A 17,023-nucleotide genomic window follows, 5' to 3' on the forward strand; every position below is an offset into this window, starting at 1 on the left:
TAGCTCAAGAGGCGGCGTGGTCGGCGGCGGCGAGCAGATTGCCCTCCGGAATGGCGATCCGGTTCCGTCCGCCGGCCAGTCGGGCGGCGGCCCGGCGAGCCTGGAGCGGGCCGTGTTCGCGCCGGGCGGCGGCGTAGCTGGCGGCGGTGCGGGCCGCGATGGTGGCCCATCCGTAGCGCTCGCCGACCATGGTCCGGGCCCGTCGGGCGACCCGCCGGGCGAAGACCTCGTCGCCGAGCAGTCGGTCGACCGCGCCCGCGAGGGCGACCGGGTCGCTGTGCGGGAACGTCACGCCGGTGACGCCGGGCTCGACGATCTCGGCGAGGCCGCCGGTACGGGCCACCGCGAGGGGTGCTCCGGCCGCCGCGGCCTCCAGGGCCACCATGCCGAACGGCTCGTAGAGGCTGGGGACCACCGTCGCGTCGGTGGCGCCGAGCACTGCCGGCAGTTGGGTGGCGTCGAGGAAGCCGGTGAAGCGGACGGTCGAGCCGAGCGCCAGGCGACGGGCCTCGGCCTCCAACTCGGGGCGGTACGGGCCGTCGCCGGCGATCACCACGCGGAGCCCGGGGTGCCGCTCGCGCAGTCGGGGCACCGCGTGCACGAGGTGCTGGACGCCCTTCTCGTAGACCAGCCGGCCGGCGTACCCGACCAGGGGGCCGTCCGCGGCGAACCGGGCACGGGCCGACGCGACCGCGCGTGGTCGGGCCCGCCAGGCCCGGTCGTCGACCCCGTTGGGGACCACGTCCACCAGCCCGGTCGGTACGTCGAACAGCGCGCTGACCTGGTCGCGCATGTAACCCGAACAGGTGATGACGCGGGTGGAGGCCCCGCTGAGCCAGTGTTCGACGCCGTGGATGGTGCGGTTCATCTCCTCGGGCAGCCAGCCCTGGTGCCGGCCCGCCTCGGTGGCGTGCATGGTCGTGACCAGCGGCAGATCCAGATGCTCGGACAGGGTCACGGCGGTGTGCGCGACGAGCCAGTCGTGGGCGTGGATGACGTCGTAGGCGCCGGCCTGGGTGGCGCGCAGTGCGGTGCGGGTGAGGGTGTGGTTGAAGGCCATGGTCCAGGCGAGCAGTGAGCCGGTGGCGAGGGGGAAGGCGACGGGGTCTTCGGGGGCGCGCAGGATGCGTACGCCGTCGGCGTACTCCTCCAGGGGTGCGCCGTCGGCGTGGCGGGTGACGACGGTGACCTCGTGGCCGGCGGCGGCCAGGGCGACGGAGAGGGCGTGGACGTGGCGGCCGAGGCCGCCGACGAGCACCGGCGGGTACTCCCACGACAGCATCAGCACCCGTAGCTGGCGGGCGGGGTTGATGTCGATCACGTGGGCGTCGGGTGACATGCGGCCCCCTTTGAGTTGTCCCCGGGCGCGCGCCGACCGACACCGGAGTTCGATGTCGCCGTCGCGTCTGGATCGGGGCCAATCCTGCCGGCGCCGAGATAACCAGCGGAGACACCGCCGTTGCGGTCATGTAAAGCGCTACTGGCCTCTTCGGCGCACCCGCAGCAGCTCGGCCACCGACCACGCCTGGAACGGGCAGCCGGTGGCGGAGTGCGGCGCGACACCGTCGGCCGTCTCACTTACCGATCCTAGCCCATATTCGGTCAGATGGGACTCAATGCCAATCAATACGTCATCGACTGGCATCTTGCCCCGACGGGTGGCATCCACGTACGGGCCGAGCAGCCACGGCCACACCGTGCCCTGGTGGTATCCGCCGTCCCGCTCGGCCGGGCCGCCCCGGTGGCGACCCACGAACTCGGCCGCGTCCTCCGCGAGGCTGCGCGGCCCGAGCGGGGTGAGCAGCCCGTTCGCGACCCGGCGCAGCGTCGCCTCGTCCGGCTCCAGCGGCGCGAACGGCAACGACCAGGCCAGCAACTGGTTGGGGCGCAGCGCGTCGTCGTCGTGCAGGGCGGCCCCACCCAGCGGATACGCCGGCGCGGGCGCGTCCAGCACGTCGTGCAGCCACCCGGTCGGGGCGGGGAACCGCTCCCGGAACGAGGTGGTGGCCCGCCCGTGCAGTCGCCACAGCTCGCCCGCGTCCTGCCCGGCCAGCTCGGTCAACTCGGCGAGTCCGGCCAGCCCGTTGATCCACAACGCGTTGACCTCGACCGGCTTGCCCGTGCGCGGGGTGACCGGCACGCCGTAGACCCGGGCGTCCATCCAGGTCAGGGCGGTGCCCGGGGCGCCCTGGGTGAGCAGCCCGTCGGCCGGGTCGACGGCGATTCCGTACCGGGTGCCGGCGACGTGCGCGTCGACGACCCCGCGCAGCGCGGGCAGCAGCTCGTCGCCGAGATCGGTGTCGCCGGTGACCGTCACGTGGCGGCTCACCGCGTGCAGGAACCACAGCGTGCCGTCGACGGTGTTGTACTCCACCCGGCCGGTGTCGGCCGTGTTGGCGAGCATCCCCTCGGAGAGCGTCGCCGCGTACGCCCGCAGCAGCTCCCGCCCCTCGGCGGCCCGACCCGTGCAGAGGAACAGCCCCTCGTACGAGATCATCGTGTCCCGCGACCAGGCCCCGAACCAGGGATAGCCGGCGACCACGTCGACCGCCGCCTGCCGGGTGCGGACCACGAACGCGTCGGCGGCCAGCGCCAGCGTCGCGTCCACGTCATCGGCCGGCTTCGCCGTCGCCACCACCTGCCGGTTGCGTCGCCGGGCCGTCGCCACGATCTCGACGGCCGGCGGCGGCTCCTCGTCGAGCGGAGCCGCCCAGGCCCGCACCGACACCGTGTCACCGGGGCGTTCCAGCTCGCCGGCGAAGCGGCCGGCGTACCAGACGTCCTCGTCCGGGTGCAGGCCCCGGTTGGCCTCCTCGCGGTGGTGCACGCCCAGCCACCACTGCCCCTCCGGCGCCCACCCGGGGCCGGCCAGCCGGTACGCGCCCTCGACCACCGCGCCGTCGGCGACCGTCTCGACCTGCGGCGTCGGCCCGTCGGCCCGCCGCTCGCCGTGCGCGTCGCGCCAGGTGCAGGCGGCGGACAGCTCCAGCCGGACCGGACCGCCGGCGACCAGCCGGTGCACCACGGCCACGCAGGAGCGGCCGGGCAGCATGGCCAGCTCGCGTTCGATGACGACCGCGCCGATCCGCCACCGCCAGCGGGGAAGCCCGTCGACCAGCTCGAAGCGCTCCAGCAGCTCGAATCCACGCGGGTCGACGTCGCCGGAGGACCACTCGTGCGCGCCGAGACGTACCCGCGCCCCGGACGGCAGGGTGACGGCCGGGTCGAGGCTGACCAGTCCCACCTGGCGGGACGCCGGCGTATCGCCGGGCACCACCAGAAGGCCGTGGTACCGGCGGGTCCGCAGCCCACCGACGGTGCCCATGGCGTACCCGCCGAGGCCGTCGGGCACCAGCCACTCCCGGCTGGACGCGCTGGTCAGGTCGCCGCAGACCTGCGGACCGAAAATAATGTCGATCAACTTTCCTCCACCGCCGTCGAGGTGTAACACGCCACGACGAGAATGGCCGCTGTGGTGGAGTACCGCGGCGGCGTCAAAGATGTGCACGTGATCACTGACGGATCGTCCTCCGACGCCTCGCCACCCGACGCTGAGCGGCTTCGGCTCGCCCAGGCCGACTCGGGGGAGCAGGACTGGCGTGCATGGGGTCCCTATCTGTCCGAACGGGCGTGGGGGACGGTGCGGGAGGACTACAGCGAGCACGGTACGGCGTGGGACTACTTCCCACACGACCATGCGCGGTCCAGAGCCTACCGGTGGAATGAAGACGGCATGGCCGGCGTGTGCGACGACCGACAGACGTTCGCGTTCGCCCTGGCGCTGTGGAACGGCAAGGACCCGATCCTCAAGGAGCGGATGTTCGGCCTCGGCGGTGACAGCGGCAACCACGGGGAGGACGCCAAGGAGTACTGGTGGTACCTGGACAGCACCCCGACGCACTCCTGGATGCGCTGGCGCTACCACTACCCGCAGGCCGCCTTCCCGTACGACGAACTCGTCGCGGTGAACGCGCTACGCGGCCGGGACGACACCGAGTACGAGCTGGTTGACACCGGCATCTTCGACGACGACCGGTACTGGGCGGTGACCGTCGACTACGCCAAGGCGTCCCCGACCGACCTGTGCATGGTGATCACCGTCGCCAACCGGGGCGACGAGGCGGCGACCCTGCACGTGCTGCCCACCCTCTGGTTCCGCAACACCTGGGCCTGGGGGCTGCCCGGCGGCGACCGGATTCCCCGGCTGACCGGGGAGGGCACCCGGCTGGTCGGCGAGCACCGGGTGCTCGGGCAACTGCTGCTCGAAGGCGACGGCGGCCCGGTGCCGCTGCTCTGCGACAACGACACCAACGCCGAACGGCTCTGGGGCCTGGCGGGCCGCTCGCCGTACCCGAAGGACGGCATCAACGACCACGTCGTCAACGGCGCGCCCACCGTCAACCCGGCCCGCGAGGGCACCAAGGGCGCGCTGCACTACGTGCTCGACGTGCCGGCCGGTGGGCAGCGCCAGATCCGGCTGCGGCTGACCCGTACCGCGTCGCCCCCGGCGGCCGGCCCACCGCCCCCCGCGGACCTGCGCGACGGCTTCGAGTCGGTGGTGTGGGCCCGGCGGGCCGAGGCGAACCGCTTCTTCGCCAACGTGATCCCCGAGGCCGCCACCGCCGACGAGGCGCTGGTCGCCCGGCAGGCCATCGCCGGGTTGATGTGGGGCAAGCAGTTCTACCACTTCGACGTCAAACGCTGGCTGGACGGCGACCCCGGGTCGACACCACCGGCCGGACGTCGGCACGGGCGCAACAGCGCCTGGTGGCACATGACCAGCTTCGACGTCATCTCCATGCCCGACCCCTGGGAGTACCCCTGGTACGCGGCCTGGGACCTGGCCTTCCACTGCGTGAGCATCGCCCGGGTCGACCCCGGCTTCGCCAAGGAGCAGATCCTGCTCCTGCTCCGCGAGTGGTACCTGCACCCCAACGGGCAGATCCCGGCGTACGAGTGGGCGTTCGGCGACGTGAACCCGCCGGTGCACGCGTGGGCGGCCCTCAAGGTGTTCGAGATCGACGGCGGCAAGGACTTCGAGTTCCTGGGCCGGGTGATGCACAAGCTGCTGCTCAACTTCACCTGGTGGGTCAACCGCAAGGACACCGGCGGCAACAACGTCTTCGAGGGCGGCTTCCTGGGGCTGGACAACGTCGGACCGTTCGACCGCTCGGCGGCGCTGCCGGTGGCCGGCGTGCTGGAGCAGTCCGACGGCACCGGCTGGATGGCCATGTACGCGCTCAACCTGCTCGACATGGCCATCGTGCTGGCCGAACACGACCGGACCTGGGTGGACACGGCCACCAAGTTCTTCGAGCACTTCCTCTACATCGCCGCCGCCGCGTACGAGCAGGGCCTGTGGGACGACGAGGACGCGTTCTTCTACGACGTGCTGCGGCTCGCCGACGGCACGAAGGTGCCGCTGAAGGTCCGCTCGGTGGTCGGGCTGCTGCCGCTGGCCGCCACCACCCGCCTCACCGCCAAGACCCTGCACCACCTGCCGGAGCTGGGCGCGCGGCTGCGCTGGTTCCTCACCAACCGCCCGGAGTACGCCGAGGTCATCGGCACCCGACGGATCGGCCCGGACGGCCGCCAGCAGCGGTTGCTGTCCATGGTCGGTCAGGAGCAGGTGGTCCGGCTGCTCGCCCGGATGCTCGACACGGACGAGTTCCTCTCCGACTTCGGCCTCCGTACGTTGTCCCGCGCACACCTGGACAAGCCGTTCTCGGTCAACCTCGGTGGGCAGGAGTTCTCCGTGGGCTACGAGCCGGCCGAGTCGACGAGCGGCCTGTTCGGCGGCAACTCGAACTGGCGTGGGCCGATCTGGATGCCGACGAACTTCCTGCTGATCAGCGCGCTGCGCGACTACGCCGCGTTCTTCGGGGACTACCTCCAGGTGGAGTATCCGACGCGCTCGGGGGTGAAGCTCTCGCTGGACGAGATCGCCGACGACCTGTCGAGGAGACTGATCTCGCTCTTCACCCAGGACGACTGGGGTCGCCGACCGATCTACGGCGCGGCGCGGCTGTTCCAGACCCACCCCGACTGGCGGGACCTGGTCGCCTTCCCCGAGTACTTCCACGGCGACAACGGCGCCGGCCTGGGTGCCTGGCACCAGACCGGGTGGACGGCGCTGGTCGCCGACCTGATCCTCACCCTGCGCCGTTGACCGTGCCCGGCCCACCATGATCGCGCCCGTGCCCGCAAGATCCGCGCAACTTCGGTGATGCTGCTGCATCACGGCGGCCGGAAGCAGCAACTTCACCGAAAGTGTGCGGATCATGCGGGCGGGTGTGCGGGTGTGCGGGCGGGCGGGTCATGGGTGCGGGATGACGCGGATGCCGTGCCGGGGCCCGCCGGAAAGATCACGCATGCCGGACGGGCTCGACCAACGAGCCCGAAGCGGGCGTGGTGTCAGTACCCGCGCCGGTGTTCAATGGCGCGTTATGGAGTGGACAGTGCCCATCGCCGTCGTGTTGTCGCTCGTGCTCGTGTTCCTGGTCGCTGGGGGTGGCCGTCGTTCCGATGCCGATCAGCTGGCTCGCCGGCTCGCCGTGGTCGAGCGCAAGCTGGATCTGATCATGGCGCACCTCGACATCCACGAGCCGGAGCTCGAGGCCCCCGGGGCGGTCCTGCAAGAGCTGCTCGCCGGCCGCAAGATCCAGGCCATCAAGGCATACCGGGAGGCGACCGGTGTCGGTTTGCGGGAGGCCAAGGACGCCGTCGAGTTGCTCGCCCGGCAGCGCGGCCTGGGCTGATCGTCAGCCCTCGTAGGCCGTCGCCGCTGACCCCGACCCTCGCCGCGCTGCGCGGTGAGCGCCGCTGCGCGGTGAGCGCCGCTGGGCCGCAAGATCCGCGCAACTTCAGTGATGGTGCTGCATCACGACGGCCTGAGCCAGCGACATCGCCGAAGCTGTGTGGATCTTGCGGACATGCGCGGCATGATCGTGCTCGATCCTTGTTGTAGTGGTGTCCTCGGCGCGGGAGGGCACTACATCCTGGATCGAGCACGATCATGTGGGTGCGGGCACGACCCGTCGGACTACTCGTAGCCGACGTGGATCACCAACTGGCCGTTCCGGGGTTCCGCCACCACGTAGACGGACCCGGGGTCGAGCAGCTTCGGCGGCAGGTCCTGCTGCTCGGAGAGGCCCATCGTCTCGGCCAGCTCCTCCGGTGACTGGCCAACCGGGGGCGCGACCGTCACCTGCCACGAGCACCCGCCGGAGGCGCACGTCTCGCTCTCGTCGACGACCGTCGCCCCGGCGGGCACCTCCGGGATCCGCCACTTGGGCGGCAGCGAGCCCTCGTCGCCGAACGCCCACAGCGACGCGAACCACAGGCCCCAACCGCAGGCCAGCAGGCCCACGACGCCGAGCCCGGCCAGGAGAAGGCGTCGAGGCGATGTCATCGCGCCAGGCTAGCGAGGCGGTGTGGAGATCCAGTGAACGTCAGCCGGTGAAGGGCTCGGGACCGAGCCGACCCCAGGCGACGAAGGCGGCCAGGGCCAGGTACACCGCGTTCAACGCGACGAACCTCGCCCCGTCGTAGCGCAGGTGGGTGATCATCGCGCCGATCATCAGCACGATCCAGCAGATGGCGGTGATCGGCACCAGGACCGGCGCGATGTCGAGCACGGCGGGCAGGATCAGGCCGACGGCGGCCAGGAGTTCGAGCACCCCCAGGGTCTTGACGAAGCCGTCGCTGGCGTCCCCGGTCCACCCGCCGCCGCGGTGCGAGGCCAGCTTCCTGCGGGGTACGAAGGTCTTGGTGATGCCGCCGGCCAGCGCCACCGTGGCCAGCAGTCCGGCCGCGATCCACAGCGCGATGTTCATGGACGTTCCCTCCGGTCGGGGTCGACCAGGAGACACCGCCGGCCCGGCGGCTGTGACTCAGCCCGGTGGGTGATGTGCTGCACAGGCCCGTGGTGTCACAGGAGACCGTCGACCGGTGTCGGGTGGTGGTGAGCCGACGTCGAGGACAGGAGTCGCGGATGGATCCCGCCGTGGACGCGTTCGTCGCGCACCGGAACCTGCTCTTCACGGTGGCGTACGAGATGCTCGGCTCGACGGCCGACGCTGAGGACGTACTCCAGGAGACCTGGCTGCGGTGGGCGGACGCCGACCACGCGGCGGTCCGCGACGCGCGCGCCTACCTGGTCCGGATCACCACCCGCCAGTCCCTCAACCGGTTGCGGACGATCGGGCGGCGCCGGGAGTCCTATGTCGGCTCCTGGCTGCCCGAGCCGCTGCTGACCACGCCCGACGTCGCCGACGACGTCGAGCTGGCGGAGCACGTGTCGATGGCGATGCTGCTGGTGTTGGAGACGCTCGGCCCGACGGAACGGGCGGTGTTCGTGCTGCGGGAGGTGTTCGAGCTGGACTACGACGAGATCGCCGCGACCGTGGAGAAGAGCCCCGCGGCGGTCCGCCAGATCGCCCACCGGGCACGGTCGCACGTCGCCGCGCGCCGACCCCGGGGGACGGTCTCCACCGCCGACGCCCGGCGGGTGCTCGACGCGTTCCGGCGGGCGGTCGAGACTGGCGACGTGCAGGGCCTGCTGGACGTCCTGGCGCCGGATGTGGTGCTCCTGGGCGACGGCGGCGGCATCAGGCAGGCGTTGTCGCGGCCCGTCCGAGGAGCCGACAAGGTGGCTCGCCTGTTGGCCAGCAGGCGGATCCGGGTCGCCGCCCTGTCGTTGCGGCCCGCCGAGGTCAACGGTCACCCGGCGCTGGTCCTGGTCGTGGACGGTGAGATCGACACGGTCGTCGCGCTTCGCATCGACGACGGCCTCGTGACCGGGCTCTACGCGGTGCGTAACCCCGAGAAGTTGTCGCACCTGCGGCGTCCGACCGCGCTCAGCCGATGAGCCGTGGGGGGTTGAGCCGGGCGGGGCTAGCTTGATCTTTAACCTGTCGGGCGGTGGCATCGACCCCGGCTGATCATGGGGATAGCCCTTGGTCGATCATTCCTCTTGTCTAGGGAAGAAGATCGCGAAGCAAGGGCTGTCTGGTGATGGGACCAAGCTAGAACGGGGGCCGTGGTGTCTCCGTCCGGCGGCGGCGGGAGCGTCGCGCGTCCCCGACGGCGACGGCGGTCAGCACGACGGCCGCGGCCATCCCGGCGGTGAGCGGTTCGAGGTGGACTGTCACCGGCACCAGCAGGCCGAGGGCCAGCAGGCCCGCCAGCCGGGATCGGGAGACCCGGGCGAACACCTGGTACTCCAGGGCCGACCGTCCGGCGAGGAAGAGCGCGGGGCCGCCGAGGATGGCGATGAGCCAGACCGCCGGGAGGTGTCCGCGCGGCTCGATGATGAACAGTTCGAAGCCGACCCCGGTCAGGACGATCCCCGCGATCATCGTCAGGTGGGCGAACGCCATCTCGGTGGCGAGCCGGGGAGCGTTGTGCGAGTGGCTGATGGCGGCGTCCTGCACCCGGCCCGCGACATGGAAGTAGATCCGCCACAGCAGCACGGTCGTCGCCAGCGCCACCACGTAGCCGCCGGTCTGGTCGGCGTGGAACCCGCTGCCGCTGAACGCCAGCCCGAGCACGAAGATCGCCTCCCCGATCGCGATGAGGAGGAACTGCTGGTACCGCTCGGCCAGGTGCTCGGCCGCGATCATCCGGCCGCCGATCCGTTGCGCGCCGATACGGGGGAGCGGCCACCCGAGGTGCAGCCCGGTGTAGTCGACAAGTACGGCGACGGTCCACAGCGGCCCGCGGACCGTGCCCTCGTCGACCAGCGCGCCGATGACCCAGAGCGGCGCGCTGACGCCGAACCAGGACAGGACCCGGAGCGTCTGCAGCGGATCCGGCCGGCCATGCCCGGCGACGTGGAAGTAGACCACGCGGCCGATCTGGAGGCTCACGTAGGTGATGGCGAAGAGGGCGGCACGCGCGCCGAAGGCGTCCGGCACCGCGACGGCCATCGTCATGGCGCCGATCATTGTCAGGACGATCACGGTCTGGACTATCGGCGCCTCCGGATCCAGCCAACTGGTCGACCAGACGGTCAGCGACCACACGGCCCACAGGGCCAGGAACAGCAGGAGGGCCTGGCCGAGACCCGCGAGCACCCCTCGCTGGCCGTCGGTGAAGTCGGCGATCAACCGCGCCGAGATCCGAGTGAGGGCGAAGACGAAGACCAGGTCGAGGAAGAGCTCCAGGAAGGTGGCGCGCTGGAGGCTGGCCTCGCCGCGGACCAGCGGCACGCCGGGCTTCCCGCTCATCGGCCTGCCCCGGGCCGTTGCCGCCCAACGGCCACGTGCCCTCCCGTCGTGGTGATCTCCTCACCTAACGAGCGACGGATCGGCTGTGGCACGCCTGGTCAGGGTCCAGCCCGCGCCTCGGGGTCGTTCCGGCGCGGCGCGTTACGAGAGCGGGGTCAGACGTTTGCCCATGGTGATGTCGTCGACGTAGGCGCCGTCGATCAGGAACTCGTCGACGTATCGGCCTTCGACGGCGTAACCGTGCTGTTCGTAGAGCCGTAGGGCGCCGGTGTTGCTCGCCAGAACGCGCAGCCCGAGCTTCCTCGCACCTCGTTCGGCGGCCCGGCGTTCGGCGGCCGTCAGCAGGGCCGAGGCGATGTTCATGCGGCGGGCCTGCTCGGCCACCAGCAGGTTCCACAGGCCGAAGACGTGAGCTGCTTCCGGGAAGGGCGTCGTCTGGTGGGTGCTCACGGCGCCGACGACCTGCCCGCCGAGAGTGGCGACGAGGTGGGTCTCGGGCCGTCGGCGGTCGTTGAAGTACGCCGTCCGCGCCTTCTCGCGGGTGGTGGGCAGCCTCGACCCGGCGGTCCACGCCGCGTCGTCGAGGGCGAGGAGTGCGGCGTCGTCGTCGGTGGTGGCGGGTCGCACCAGGGGCAGCCAGTCGACGGTGAGCTCGTCCTTGGTCGCGAGTCGCAGCAGGTGGCGGGTGATGGTGTCCTGCACGGCCGTGATCGCGTCCGCCCCGTCGGCTCTGGCGATCATGTCGAAGTGGGTCGTCGAGGCCACGAGCAGGCAGTTACCGCGGCTGAACGTGACGGACCCGCGTTCCTCGTCGAGTTCGGTGGGCACCTTGTGCCCCAGGTGGGAGACCAGTTGCCTGAGGTAGCGGTGGGGGCGGTCGGTGCTGACGCGTGCGGTCGAGTAGAGCATCTGATGCCTTTCCGGCAGGTCGTGTCGTCGGGGTGTGATGCGTCGATCAGGCGGAGATCAGTGCGGCGGGGCGGCTGTCCCGCGCGGCACTCTCCCGGTCGGAAGAACGACGAAGCGCCGCCTCGACCCGGCGGTTGCTGGTCATGGTCGCGGTGACGGCGGTCATGGCGAGGAGAAGGCCGGCGGCGGCGTAGAGCGGGGTGCGGACGTCGTAGGCGGTGGCCAGCCAGCCGCCGAGGAAGGCGCCCAGCGGGGCGGCGCACATGGCGAGCATGCGGGAGGTGGAGGCGACCCGGCCCATCAGGTGGGCGGGAACGATCGTCTGTCGCAGCGAGGGTCCGAGCACCATCGTGGCGCCCATGCCCGCTCCGCAGACGGCGAGCGCGAGACCGGCGACGTAGGGGTTCGGGGCGGCGGCCAGGCTCAGGATGGCAAGCCCTTCGAGGGCGGCTGTGCAGGTCAGCGCGGTGCCGATGCCGAGTCGTCCGCCAAGTTGGGAAGCGATGCCCGCCCCGAGCAGCCCGCCGGTGGCCTCCGCGGTGAGGAGCAGGCCGAAGCCGTAGGTGTCGATGCCGAGGCGGTCGTGTGCGAACAGGGCGAGGACGGTCTCCACCGCGAGGAAGGCGACGTTCCCGACCGCCGGCCGCAGCGCGAGGCCGAGCAGCAGCCGGTCCCGGAAGACGTACGAGGCGCCGGCCCGTGCCTGCCGTAGCAGCGACTCACGGGCCTGCGGCACCGGCCGGGGTACGGCGGGCAGTGACCGTACGAGGAGTGCGGAGAGCGCGAACGACACCGCGTCGGCGAGCAGCGGTACCGCCCGCCCGAGCGCGAGCAGGGCACTGCCCGCGGGCGGTCCGGCGAAGCCGGACATGGCGGTCTGTGCGCCGCGCAGCCGGGAGTTGGCGCGCTCCAGGAGCGCCGGATGGCGGCCGAGCAGGTCCGGCAGGTAGGCCGTGGCGGCCGTGTCGAAGAAGAGTCCACCGAGGCCGAGCAGGAAGGCGACGGTCGCGAGCAGCGGAATGCTCAGCACATCGAGCACGGCCGCCGCCGCGGGTATCCCGAGCAGCACCGCACGCGCCGCGTCGGTGACCCACATCGTGCGACGGCGGTCCCAGCGGTCCACCAGCGCGCCGCCGAGCACTCCGAAGAGCAGCCACGGCAGAGTCCCGGCGGCCGCGACGACGGCGAGCGCCAGCGGGTCCCGGGTCAACGTCAACGCGAGCAGCGGCAGCGCGGCACGCGACACGCCGTCACCGAGCGAGGACACCGTCTGCGCAGTCCACAGTCGCCCGAACCCGGTCGGTAACGTCTGGGCGTCCGAGGTCATTTGGCGTCCTCTCCGGTCTGCTGACGCTGGCCCGGGTGGAACAGCGCGAAGACGAGTGACGCGTCCGGCAGTGTCGGGTCCGACAGCTCCCGGTACTCGTCGGCCAGCGCGTGCAGCCGCGCCCCCAACTCCGCGAACTGCTCCTCGGTGAGTCGCAGGTGCGCCATCCGGACGTGTCGCTCGCTCTGCGCCGGCGCCGCCTCCAGGTCGGCCACCGCGTGCCGCATCAGCACGTCCGGCCCTCCCTCGCCCGGATCCGGCAGCACGATCCCCCGCGCGGCCATGGCGTAGTAGCGCTCGGTGACGCCCCGGACCTTCCGCGTCCGTACCACCCTGATCAGGCCGGCCCGCTCCAGCAGCCGTACGTGGTAGCTGGAGCTTCCCTTTGCGAGGCCCACCCGCTCGGCGATCTGGGTGATCGTCGCCGGCTCGAAGCGGAGCACGGCCATGATCCGGTGACGCGTGAGGTTGGAGACGGCACGGAGCTGCTCGTCGGTGGTGAGGTGCAGCGCTTCGGGAAGATCGTCGGTTGGCATGCGAGTAATGGTCAACGTTTCTTGACCATTGCGCAAGGGGTTACCCGCACAGGGTTGAGAAAGGTGCGTCCACGGGTCCGTGATCGAGTCGCGTCAGTCACCAATCCGTCACGAGGCGGCTGCGGGCAGTGCGGGTCGATACGCTCGGCCGGTGTCCGTACCCGCCGAGGAGGCCACCGACCAGGAGCGACGCCTGCTCGTCGTCAACGCCGCCCGCGAGCTGGCCGAGGCCGAGGGCTGGATGGGGCTCAGCGTCCGGCGGGTCGCCGAACGGGCCGACATGGACATCGGCGACCTCTACCGGTACTTCGCCGACCAGGAGGCGATGCTGGCCGCCGTCGCGGTGCACGGCTTCGCCGACCTGGCCGCCGCGCTGACCGCCGCACACGCCGACAACCCGTGCCCCGAACGGGCCTGGGCGGTGATGTCGGGCGCGTACCTCGACTTCGCGTACGCCAATCCGGCTGTCTACGACGCGATGCTGGCGCTGACCCCGGACCTCGCCCTCGGCGCGGCGGGGGTGCCGGCGGCGCCGAGGGCCGTCTTCGCCGCGCTGCGCGCGGCGCTGCTTCCGCTGGCCCAGGGCCGCGACCCGGACACGCTCGCCGAGGTGGGCTGGAGCCTGCTGCACGGCGTCGTCATGCTCACCCGCGGTGGTCGTCTGCGCCCCGAGGCGCACCAGGAGCGGGAAGCGATGATCACGGAGAGGCTGCTGTGGTGGCCCTGCCCGACGAGCGGGAACCCGGTGGGTGCGGGGTACGCGATGCCCTAGAGTCGCGTCCGCACGAGCATGATCGCGAGGAGGGGTCGGCATGACCGTGGACCAGGAGGCCCGCCGACGGGCACAGGTGCTGATCTTCGACGCGGACGACACGTTGTGGGAGAACAACGTCGTCTTCGAGCGGGTGATCGACGACTTCCTGGCCTGGATCGACCATCCCACGATGGACCGGACGGAGATCCGGGCGATCCTCGACGACATCGAGCGGGCCAACGCGGTGGCGCACGGGTACGGCAGCAAGGTGTTCCTGCGCAGCCTCGGCGACTGCCTGGAGCGGCTGCGCGACCGGCCCGCCACCGACGCCGAGCGCCAGGAGATCGACCGGTTGGCCCTGGCTCTGGTGGAGCACCGGGTGGAGTTGATGCCCGGTGTGGCCGAGGCGCTCGACGAGCTGGCGCAGCGGCACGAGCTGCTGCTGCTGACCAAGGGCGACCGGGAGGAGCAACAGCGCAAGCTGGACGCCTGCGGCCTGCTGCACCACTTCGGTGGCCGCGCACATCGTGGCCGAGAAGGACGTCGACACGTACCGGTGGCTGGTCGGCGAGCACGGGTTCGAGCCGGCTCGGGCGTGGATGATCGGCAACTCCCCGAAGTCGGACATCCTGCCGGCGCGGGCGGCCGGGCTGAACGCGGTGTTCATCCCGAACGAGAACACCTGGGTGTTGGAGAACGACGAGTTGGACCCGACCGACACCGGCGTGCTGCGGCTCGCGGCCTTTCGGGACCTGCTGGACCACTTCTGACCGTCGAATCCGAACAGCGTCGACGATCATGGTCGCGTTACGCGTACCTGCCGCTTTTCGCCCTTGAGATCAGTCACGTCGCGGCGGGCCCGGCAGCGCTTGTCCGGCCCGGCGCGATCCGCCTAGCCTGAGCCGGCGTTCGCGGCCTTTCGGGGTGTGCCGGGGGCGCACCGGCGTCCGACAGGTGGGCACCGTGGAGCTGAGTGCAGGGCGGCCGGGCCTCCCCACCGAGCCGCGTGGCGTCGTGCCACGCCCACGCGCGTGGTGATATGCCGGAGCTGTCCGCTCCCCCGTCGGACGGCCGGGGGTCAGGGCCGGGTAGTTGCGGACCCGGTCCTGACCCGGCCAGTCCTCGTCAAACAGGCCCTAGGCGCGGTGCCGGCCGTCGCCGGCGTGGCGGGCGTCCGCCTCGTCCGAGCCGCCGCGGACGATCGAAATCGCCACGCGGCAGAACTCGTCCATGTCCGGGTTGAAGCCGGCCGCGATGTCGGGGTGCAACCCGGAGCGGGTCTCGTCCAACAGCCGCTGGCACACCTGCTCGACCGGCTCGCCCGCGTAGCTGGCGCGGATCCGGTCGGTGGCCGCCTGGAGAGCCGAGGTCAGCTGGTCCTCCAACGGGCCACGCAGCTTCTGCTGCACAGGATCGAGCCCGCGTGGGTCGAGCGTGACATGTGGCTCCGACATCGGTGCTCCCTTCGTCGGCGTCCGCGATACCCCACCGCGGCCGTCGGTCAAACTCCGGTGGGTACGGCGGCGACCCGCACCTGGTAGGAGAAGTCTTCCGCCGGTTCCTCCTGGTACGACAACCGGCGGATCTGCCGGTCGTCGTCGTAGAGGGCGACGTCCACCAGGACGCCGAGATGCGCCAGGCCGATGGTGGCGACGCGCTTCTTGTCCTGAAGCACGGCGCAGACGCCGCCGAGCAGGGTGCTGGCGTCGGACGTACGGTGCCCGGGCGGGCACCGCAGAACCACGTCCACCTCGATCGGCCCGGGCAACGGCGTCCAGCCGGTGCGCTGGGCCGCGCCCAGGGCGGCCTGGAGCAGGGTGCGGACCCTCGTCGCCTGCCGGTGCCCGGCGGCGAAGATGGACAACGCTTCGGTCTTGACCGGTGGCAGGCCGCTCACCTCGAACGTCAGGGCGAGAGCGCGGGTGTCCTGCACGGCGGCACCTCCCTCGTTGGGGACGATCCTGCCGAACCGGTGCAGTGGCGGAAGGGCGTTCCCGCGATAACCAACCGATCGGGCAGGCTGGGTCGGCCGGAGGCGTGTCGACGGCGGCGGCGAACGCGCTGGCTGCGGCGCTGGGAAAGACGCTAGTGCACCGCGCCCGCGCTCGGTAGTCGGTCGTTCACCCGGTGGTCGACGGCGAAAAGGCGCAGAACTCGTTGCCCTCCGGGTCGGCCAGCACCCACCAAGGCGCCCCGTCGACCGGCTCACGCAGCAGCGTCGCACCCGCGTCGAGCAGCGCGGTCGGCTCCGGGGCCGTCATCTCGACGTCCCAGTGCATCCGGTTCTTCACGGTCTTGGGCTCGTCGATCCCGTCGAACACCCACGCCTGCCAGGGGAAACCGGCGGCGTCGTGCAGCGACGCGGTGTTCGGCCCGGACCCGGTCGTGCCGCCCAGCAGACCGGCCCACCACGCCGCCTGCGCCGCCGGGTCGACGGCAGCCACCACCAGCTCGACCGGGCCCGGCCGAGCCTCGTCGCCGGCCGGGAGCACGCAGAACTGGTTGCCCTCCGGGTCGGCCAGCACCCACCGCTCGACGTCGCCGTCCGGCTCGCGCACCGACCGCGCGCCGGCCGCGAGGAGCGCCGCCGGGTCCGCGTCGGCCAAACGCAGATCCAGGTGTACGCGGGTACGGCCGACCCGGGGCTCGGGCACCCGGTTCACCCAGATCGACTCGGCGTCCGAGCGCGCCGACCGAGGGTCGACCCTGGTGTCGCCGTCACCGGCGTCGGCCACGTCGGCGTCGAGCACCCGCGCCCAGAAGCCGCCCAGGGCGAGCGGGTCGGCGGCGTCCAGACAGAGGTCCTTGAAGCGAGCGATCACCGCCCCAGCATGCCCGCTCCGGGCACGCCCGTGGGGAAACCGCCGCGTGACGGATTCAGCCCCGCTCGGCGCCCCGTTCCGGCAGGCGTCCCGGTCCCCGCTCGGCGCCCCGTTCCGGCAGGCGTCCCGGTCCCCGCTCGGCGCCCCGTTCCGGCAGGCGTCCCGGTCCCCGCTCGGCGCCCCGTTCCCGCACTGCGCCCGCTCGCCGCTCGGAACCGCGTCGCTGCACGGAGCCCGATCGATCATGGAGTTGTGGTGGGCGACAAAACTACCCATACCACCCGAGCCGGGCACCACAACTCCATGATCGACCGGGCCTGGCCGCGATCTTGCACTTTCTGTGCCGGCATATCCCACATCGGCCCGAGCGTCCCGTCGCGGCCGAGCCAGCGGTGGAACTCGGCGTACGCCGGGACCGTCAGGTAGCTGGTGATCAGCCGGCGGCC

General features: G+C 71.7%; 15 protein-coding genes and 2 pseudogenes. 5 read left to right on the plus strand and 12 right to left on the minus strand.

Annotated features, from left to right (window positions below):
• Positions 1 to 4 precede the first annotated feature (4 nt).
• On the minus strand, positions 5 to 1,339 hold the full coding sequence (locus ABZ272_RS27240; RefSeq protein ID WP_355052766.1) for a glycosyltransferase family 4 protein: 1,335 nt from the start codon (positions 1,337 to 1,339) through the stop codon (positions 5 to 7).
• A gap of 138 nt (positions 1,340 to 1,477) precedes the next feature.
• The gene (locus ABZ272_RS27245; RefSeq protein ID WP_355052767.1) at positions 1,478 to 3,421 is read right to left on the minus strand and encodes an amylo-alpha-1,6-glucosidase; all 1,944 of its coding nucleotides are present in this window, start codon (positions 3,419 to 3,421) and stop codon (positions 1,478 to 1,480) included.
• A 42-nt stretch (positions 3,422 to 3,463) separates the two neighbouring features.
• Between ABZ272_RS27245 and ABZ272_RS27250 the strand changes: the two genes are divergently transcribed.
• Positions 3,464 to 6,169, plus strand: coding sequence for a glucosidase (locus ABZ272_RS27250; RefSeq protein WP_355052768.1), 2,706 nt, complete (start codon positions 3,464 to 3,466; stop codon positions 6,167 to 6,169).
• A 289-nt stretch (positions 6,170 to 6,458) separates the two neighbouring features.
• Positions 6,459 to 6,758, plus strand: a complete 300-nt coding sequence (locus ABZ272_RS27255; protein ID WP_355052769.1) for a ribosomal protein L7/L12 — start codon at positions 6,459 to 6,461, stop codon at positions 6,756 to 6,758.
• A 284-nt stretch (positions 6,759 to 7,042) separates the two neighbouring features.
• Here ABZ272_RS27255 and ABZ272_RS27260 read toward each other — a convergent pair whose 3' ends face one another.
• Together ABZ272_RS27260 and ABZ272_RS27265 are read right to left on the minus strand one after the other, a co-directional pair.
• Positions 7,043 to 7,411, minus strand: a complete 369-nt coding sequence (locus ABZ272_RS27260) for a hypothetical protein (protein ID WP_355052770.1) — start codon at positions 7,409 to 7,411, stop codon at positions 7,043 to 7,045.
• Positions 7,412 to 7,451: 40 nt separating this feature from the next.
• A complete protein-coding gene (locus tag ABZ272_RS27265; protein ID WP_355052771.1) occupies positions 7,452 to 7,835 on the minus strand; it encodes a DoxX family protein in 384 nt (127 codons plus the stop codon).
• Between the two features lie 158 nt (positions 7,836 to 7,993).
• On the opposite strand from ABZ272_RS27265, the gene ABZ272_RS27270 reads away from it, so the two are divergent.
• Positions 7,994 to 8,869 (plus strand): RNA polymerase sigma-70 factor, encoded by an 876-nt coding sequence (locus ABZ272_RS27270; RefSeq protein ID WP_355052772.1) that lies wholly within the window; start codon positions 7,994 to 7,996, stop codon positions 8,867 to 8,869.
• A 157-nt stretch (positions 8,870 to 9,026) separates the two neighbouring features.
• Here the strand turns inward: ABZ272_RS27270 and ABZ272_RS27275 are convergent, their stop codons facing one another.
• The 4 genes from ABZ272_RS27275 to ABZ272_RS27290 all read right to left on the minus strand — a co-directional run bounded on the left by ABZ272_RS27275 (position 9,027) and on the right by ABZ272_RS27290 (position 13,001).
• The gene (locus tag ABZ272_RS27275) at positions 9,027 to 10,229 is read right to left on the minus strand and encodes a low temperature requirement protein A (protein ID WP_355052773.1); all 1,203 of its coding nucleotides are present in this window, start codon (positions 10,227 to 10,229) and stop codon (positions 9,027 to 9,029) included.
• A gap of 141 nt (positions 10,230 to 10,370) precedes the next feature.
• Positions 10,371 to 11,138, minus strand: a complete 768-nt coding sequence (locus ABZ272_RS27280) for a GNAT family N-acetyltransferase (protein ID WP_355052774.1) — start codon at positions 11,136 to 11,138, stop codon at positions 10,371 to 10,373.
• Positions 11,139 to 11,184: 46 nt separating this feature from the next.
• Positions 11,185 to 12,465 (minus strand): MFS transporter, encoded by a 1,281-nt coding sequence (locus ABZ272_RS27285; protein WP_355052775.1) that lies wholly within the window; start codon positions 12,463 to 12,465, stop codon positions 11,185 to 11,187.
• Complete coding sequence (locus ABZ272_RS27290) at positions 12,462 to 13,001, minus strand: helix-turn-helix domain-containing protein (protein WP_355052776.1); 540 nt, start codon at positions 12,999 to 13,001, stop codon at positions 12,462 to 12,464. Before ABZ272_RS27290 ends, ABZ272_RS27285 begins: the two co-directional genes overlap by 4 nt.
• Before the next feature lie 151 nt (positions 13,002 to 13,152).
• On the opposite strand from ABZ272_RS27290, the gene ABZ272_RS27295 reads away from it, so the two are divergent.
• Together ABZ272_RS27295 and ABZ272_RS27300 are read left to right on the plus strand one after the other, a co-directional pair.
• Positions 13,153 to 13,773, plus strand: a complete 621-nt coding sequence (locus tag ABZ272_RS27295) for a TetR/AcrR family transcriptional regulator (protein WP_355052777.1) — start codon at positions 13,153 to 13,155, stop codon at positions 13,771 to 13,773.
• 40 nt (positions 13,774 to 13,813) lie between these two features.
• Positions 13,814 to 14,525 (plus strand): annotated as a pseudogene (locus ABZ272_RS27300) (HAD family hydrolase).
• Positions 14,526 to 14,891: 366 nt separating this feature from the next.
• Here the strand turns inward: ABZ272_RS27300 and ABZ272_RS27305 are convergent.
• From ABZ272_RS27305 to ABZ272_RS27320, 4 genes and pseudogenes are all read right to left on the minus strand, one after another.
• Positions 14,892 to 15,209, minus strand: coding sequence for a hypothetical protein (locus ABZ272_RS27305; protein ID WP_355052778.1), 318 nt, complete (start codon positions 15,207 to 15,209; stop codon positions 14,892 to 14,894).
• Positions 15,210 to 15,256: 47 nt separating this feature from the next.
• On the minus strand, positions 15,257 to 15,688 hold the full coding sequence (locus tag ABZ272_RS27310; protein WP_355052779.1) for a hypothetical protein: 432 nt from the start codon (positions 15,686 to 15,688) through the stop codon (positions 15,257 to 15,259).
• Between the two features lie 187 nt (positions 15,689 to 15,875).
• Entirely contained in the window at positions 15,876 to 16,577 is a 702-nt protein-coding gene (locus ABZ272_RS27315) for a VOC family protein (protein WP_355052780.1), read from the minus strand.
• A gap of 242 nt (positions 16,578 to 16,819) precedes the next feature.
• Positions 16,820 to 17,023 (minus strand): annotated as a pseudogene (locus tag ABZ272_RS27320) (hypothetical protein); the annotation flags it as partial.

Origin of the sequence: Micromonospora sp. NPDC005979, from assembly GCF_040614415.1 — a bacterium.
Classification (GTDB): domain Bacteria; phylum Actinomycetota; class Actinomycetes; order Mycobacteriales; family Micromonosporaceae; genus Micromonospora.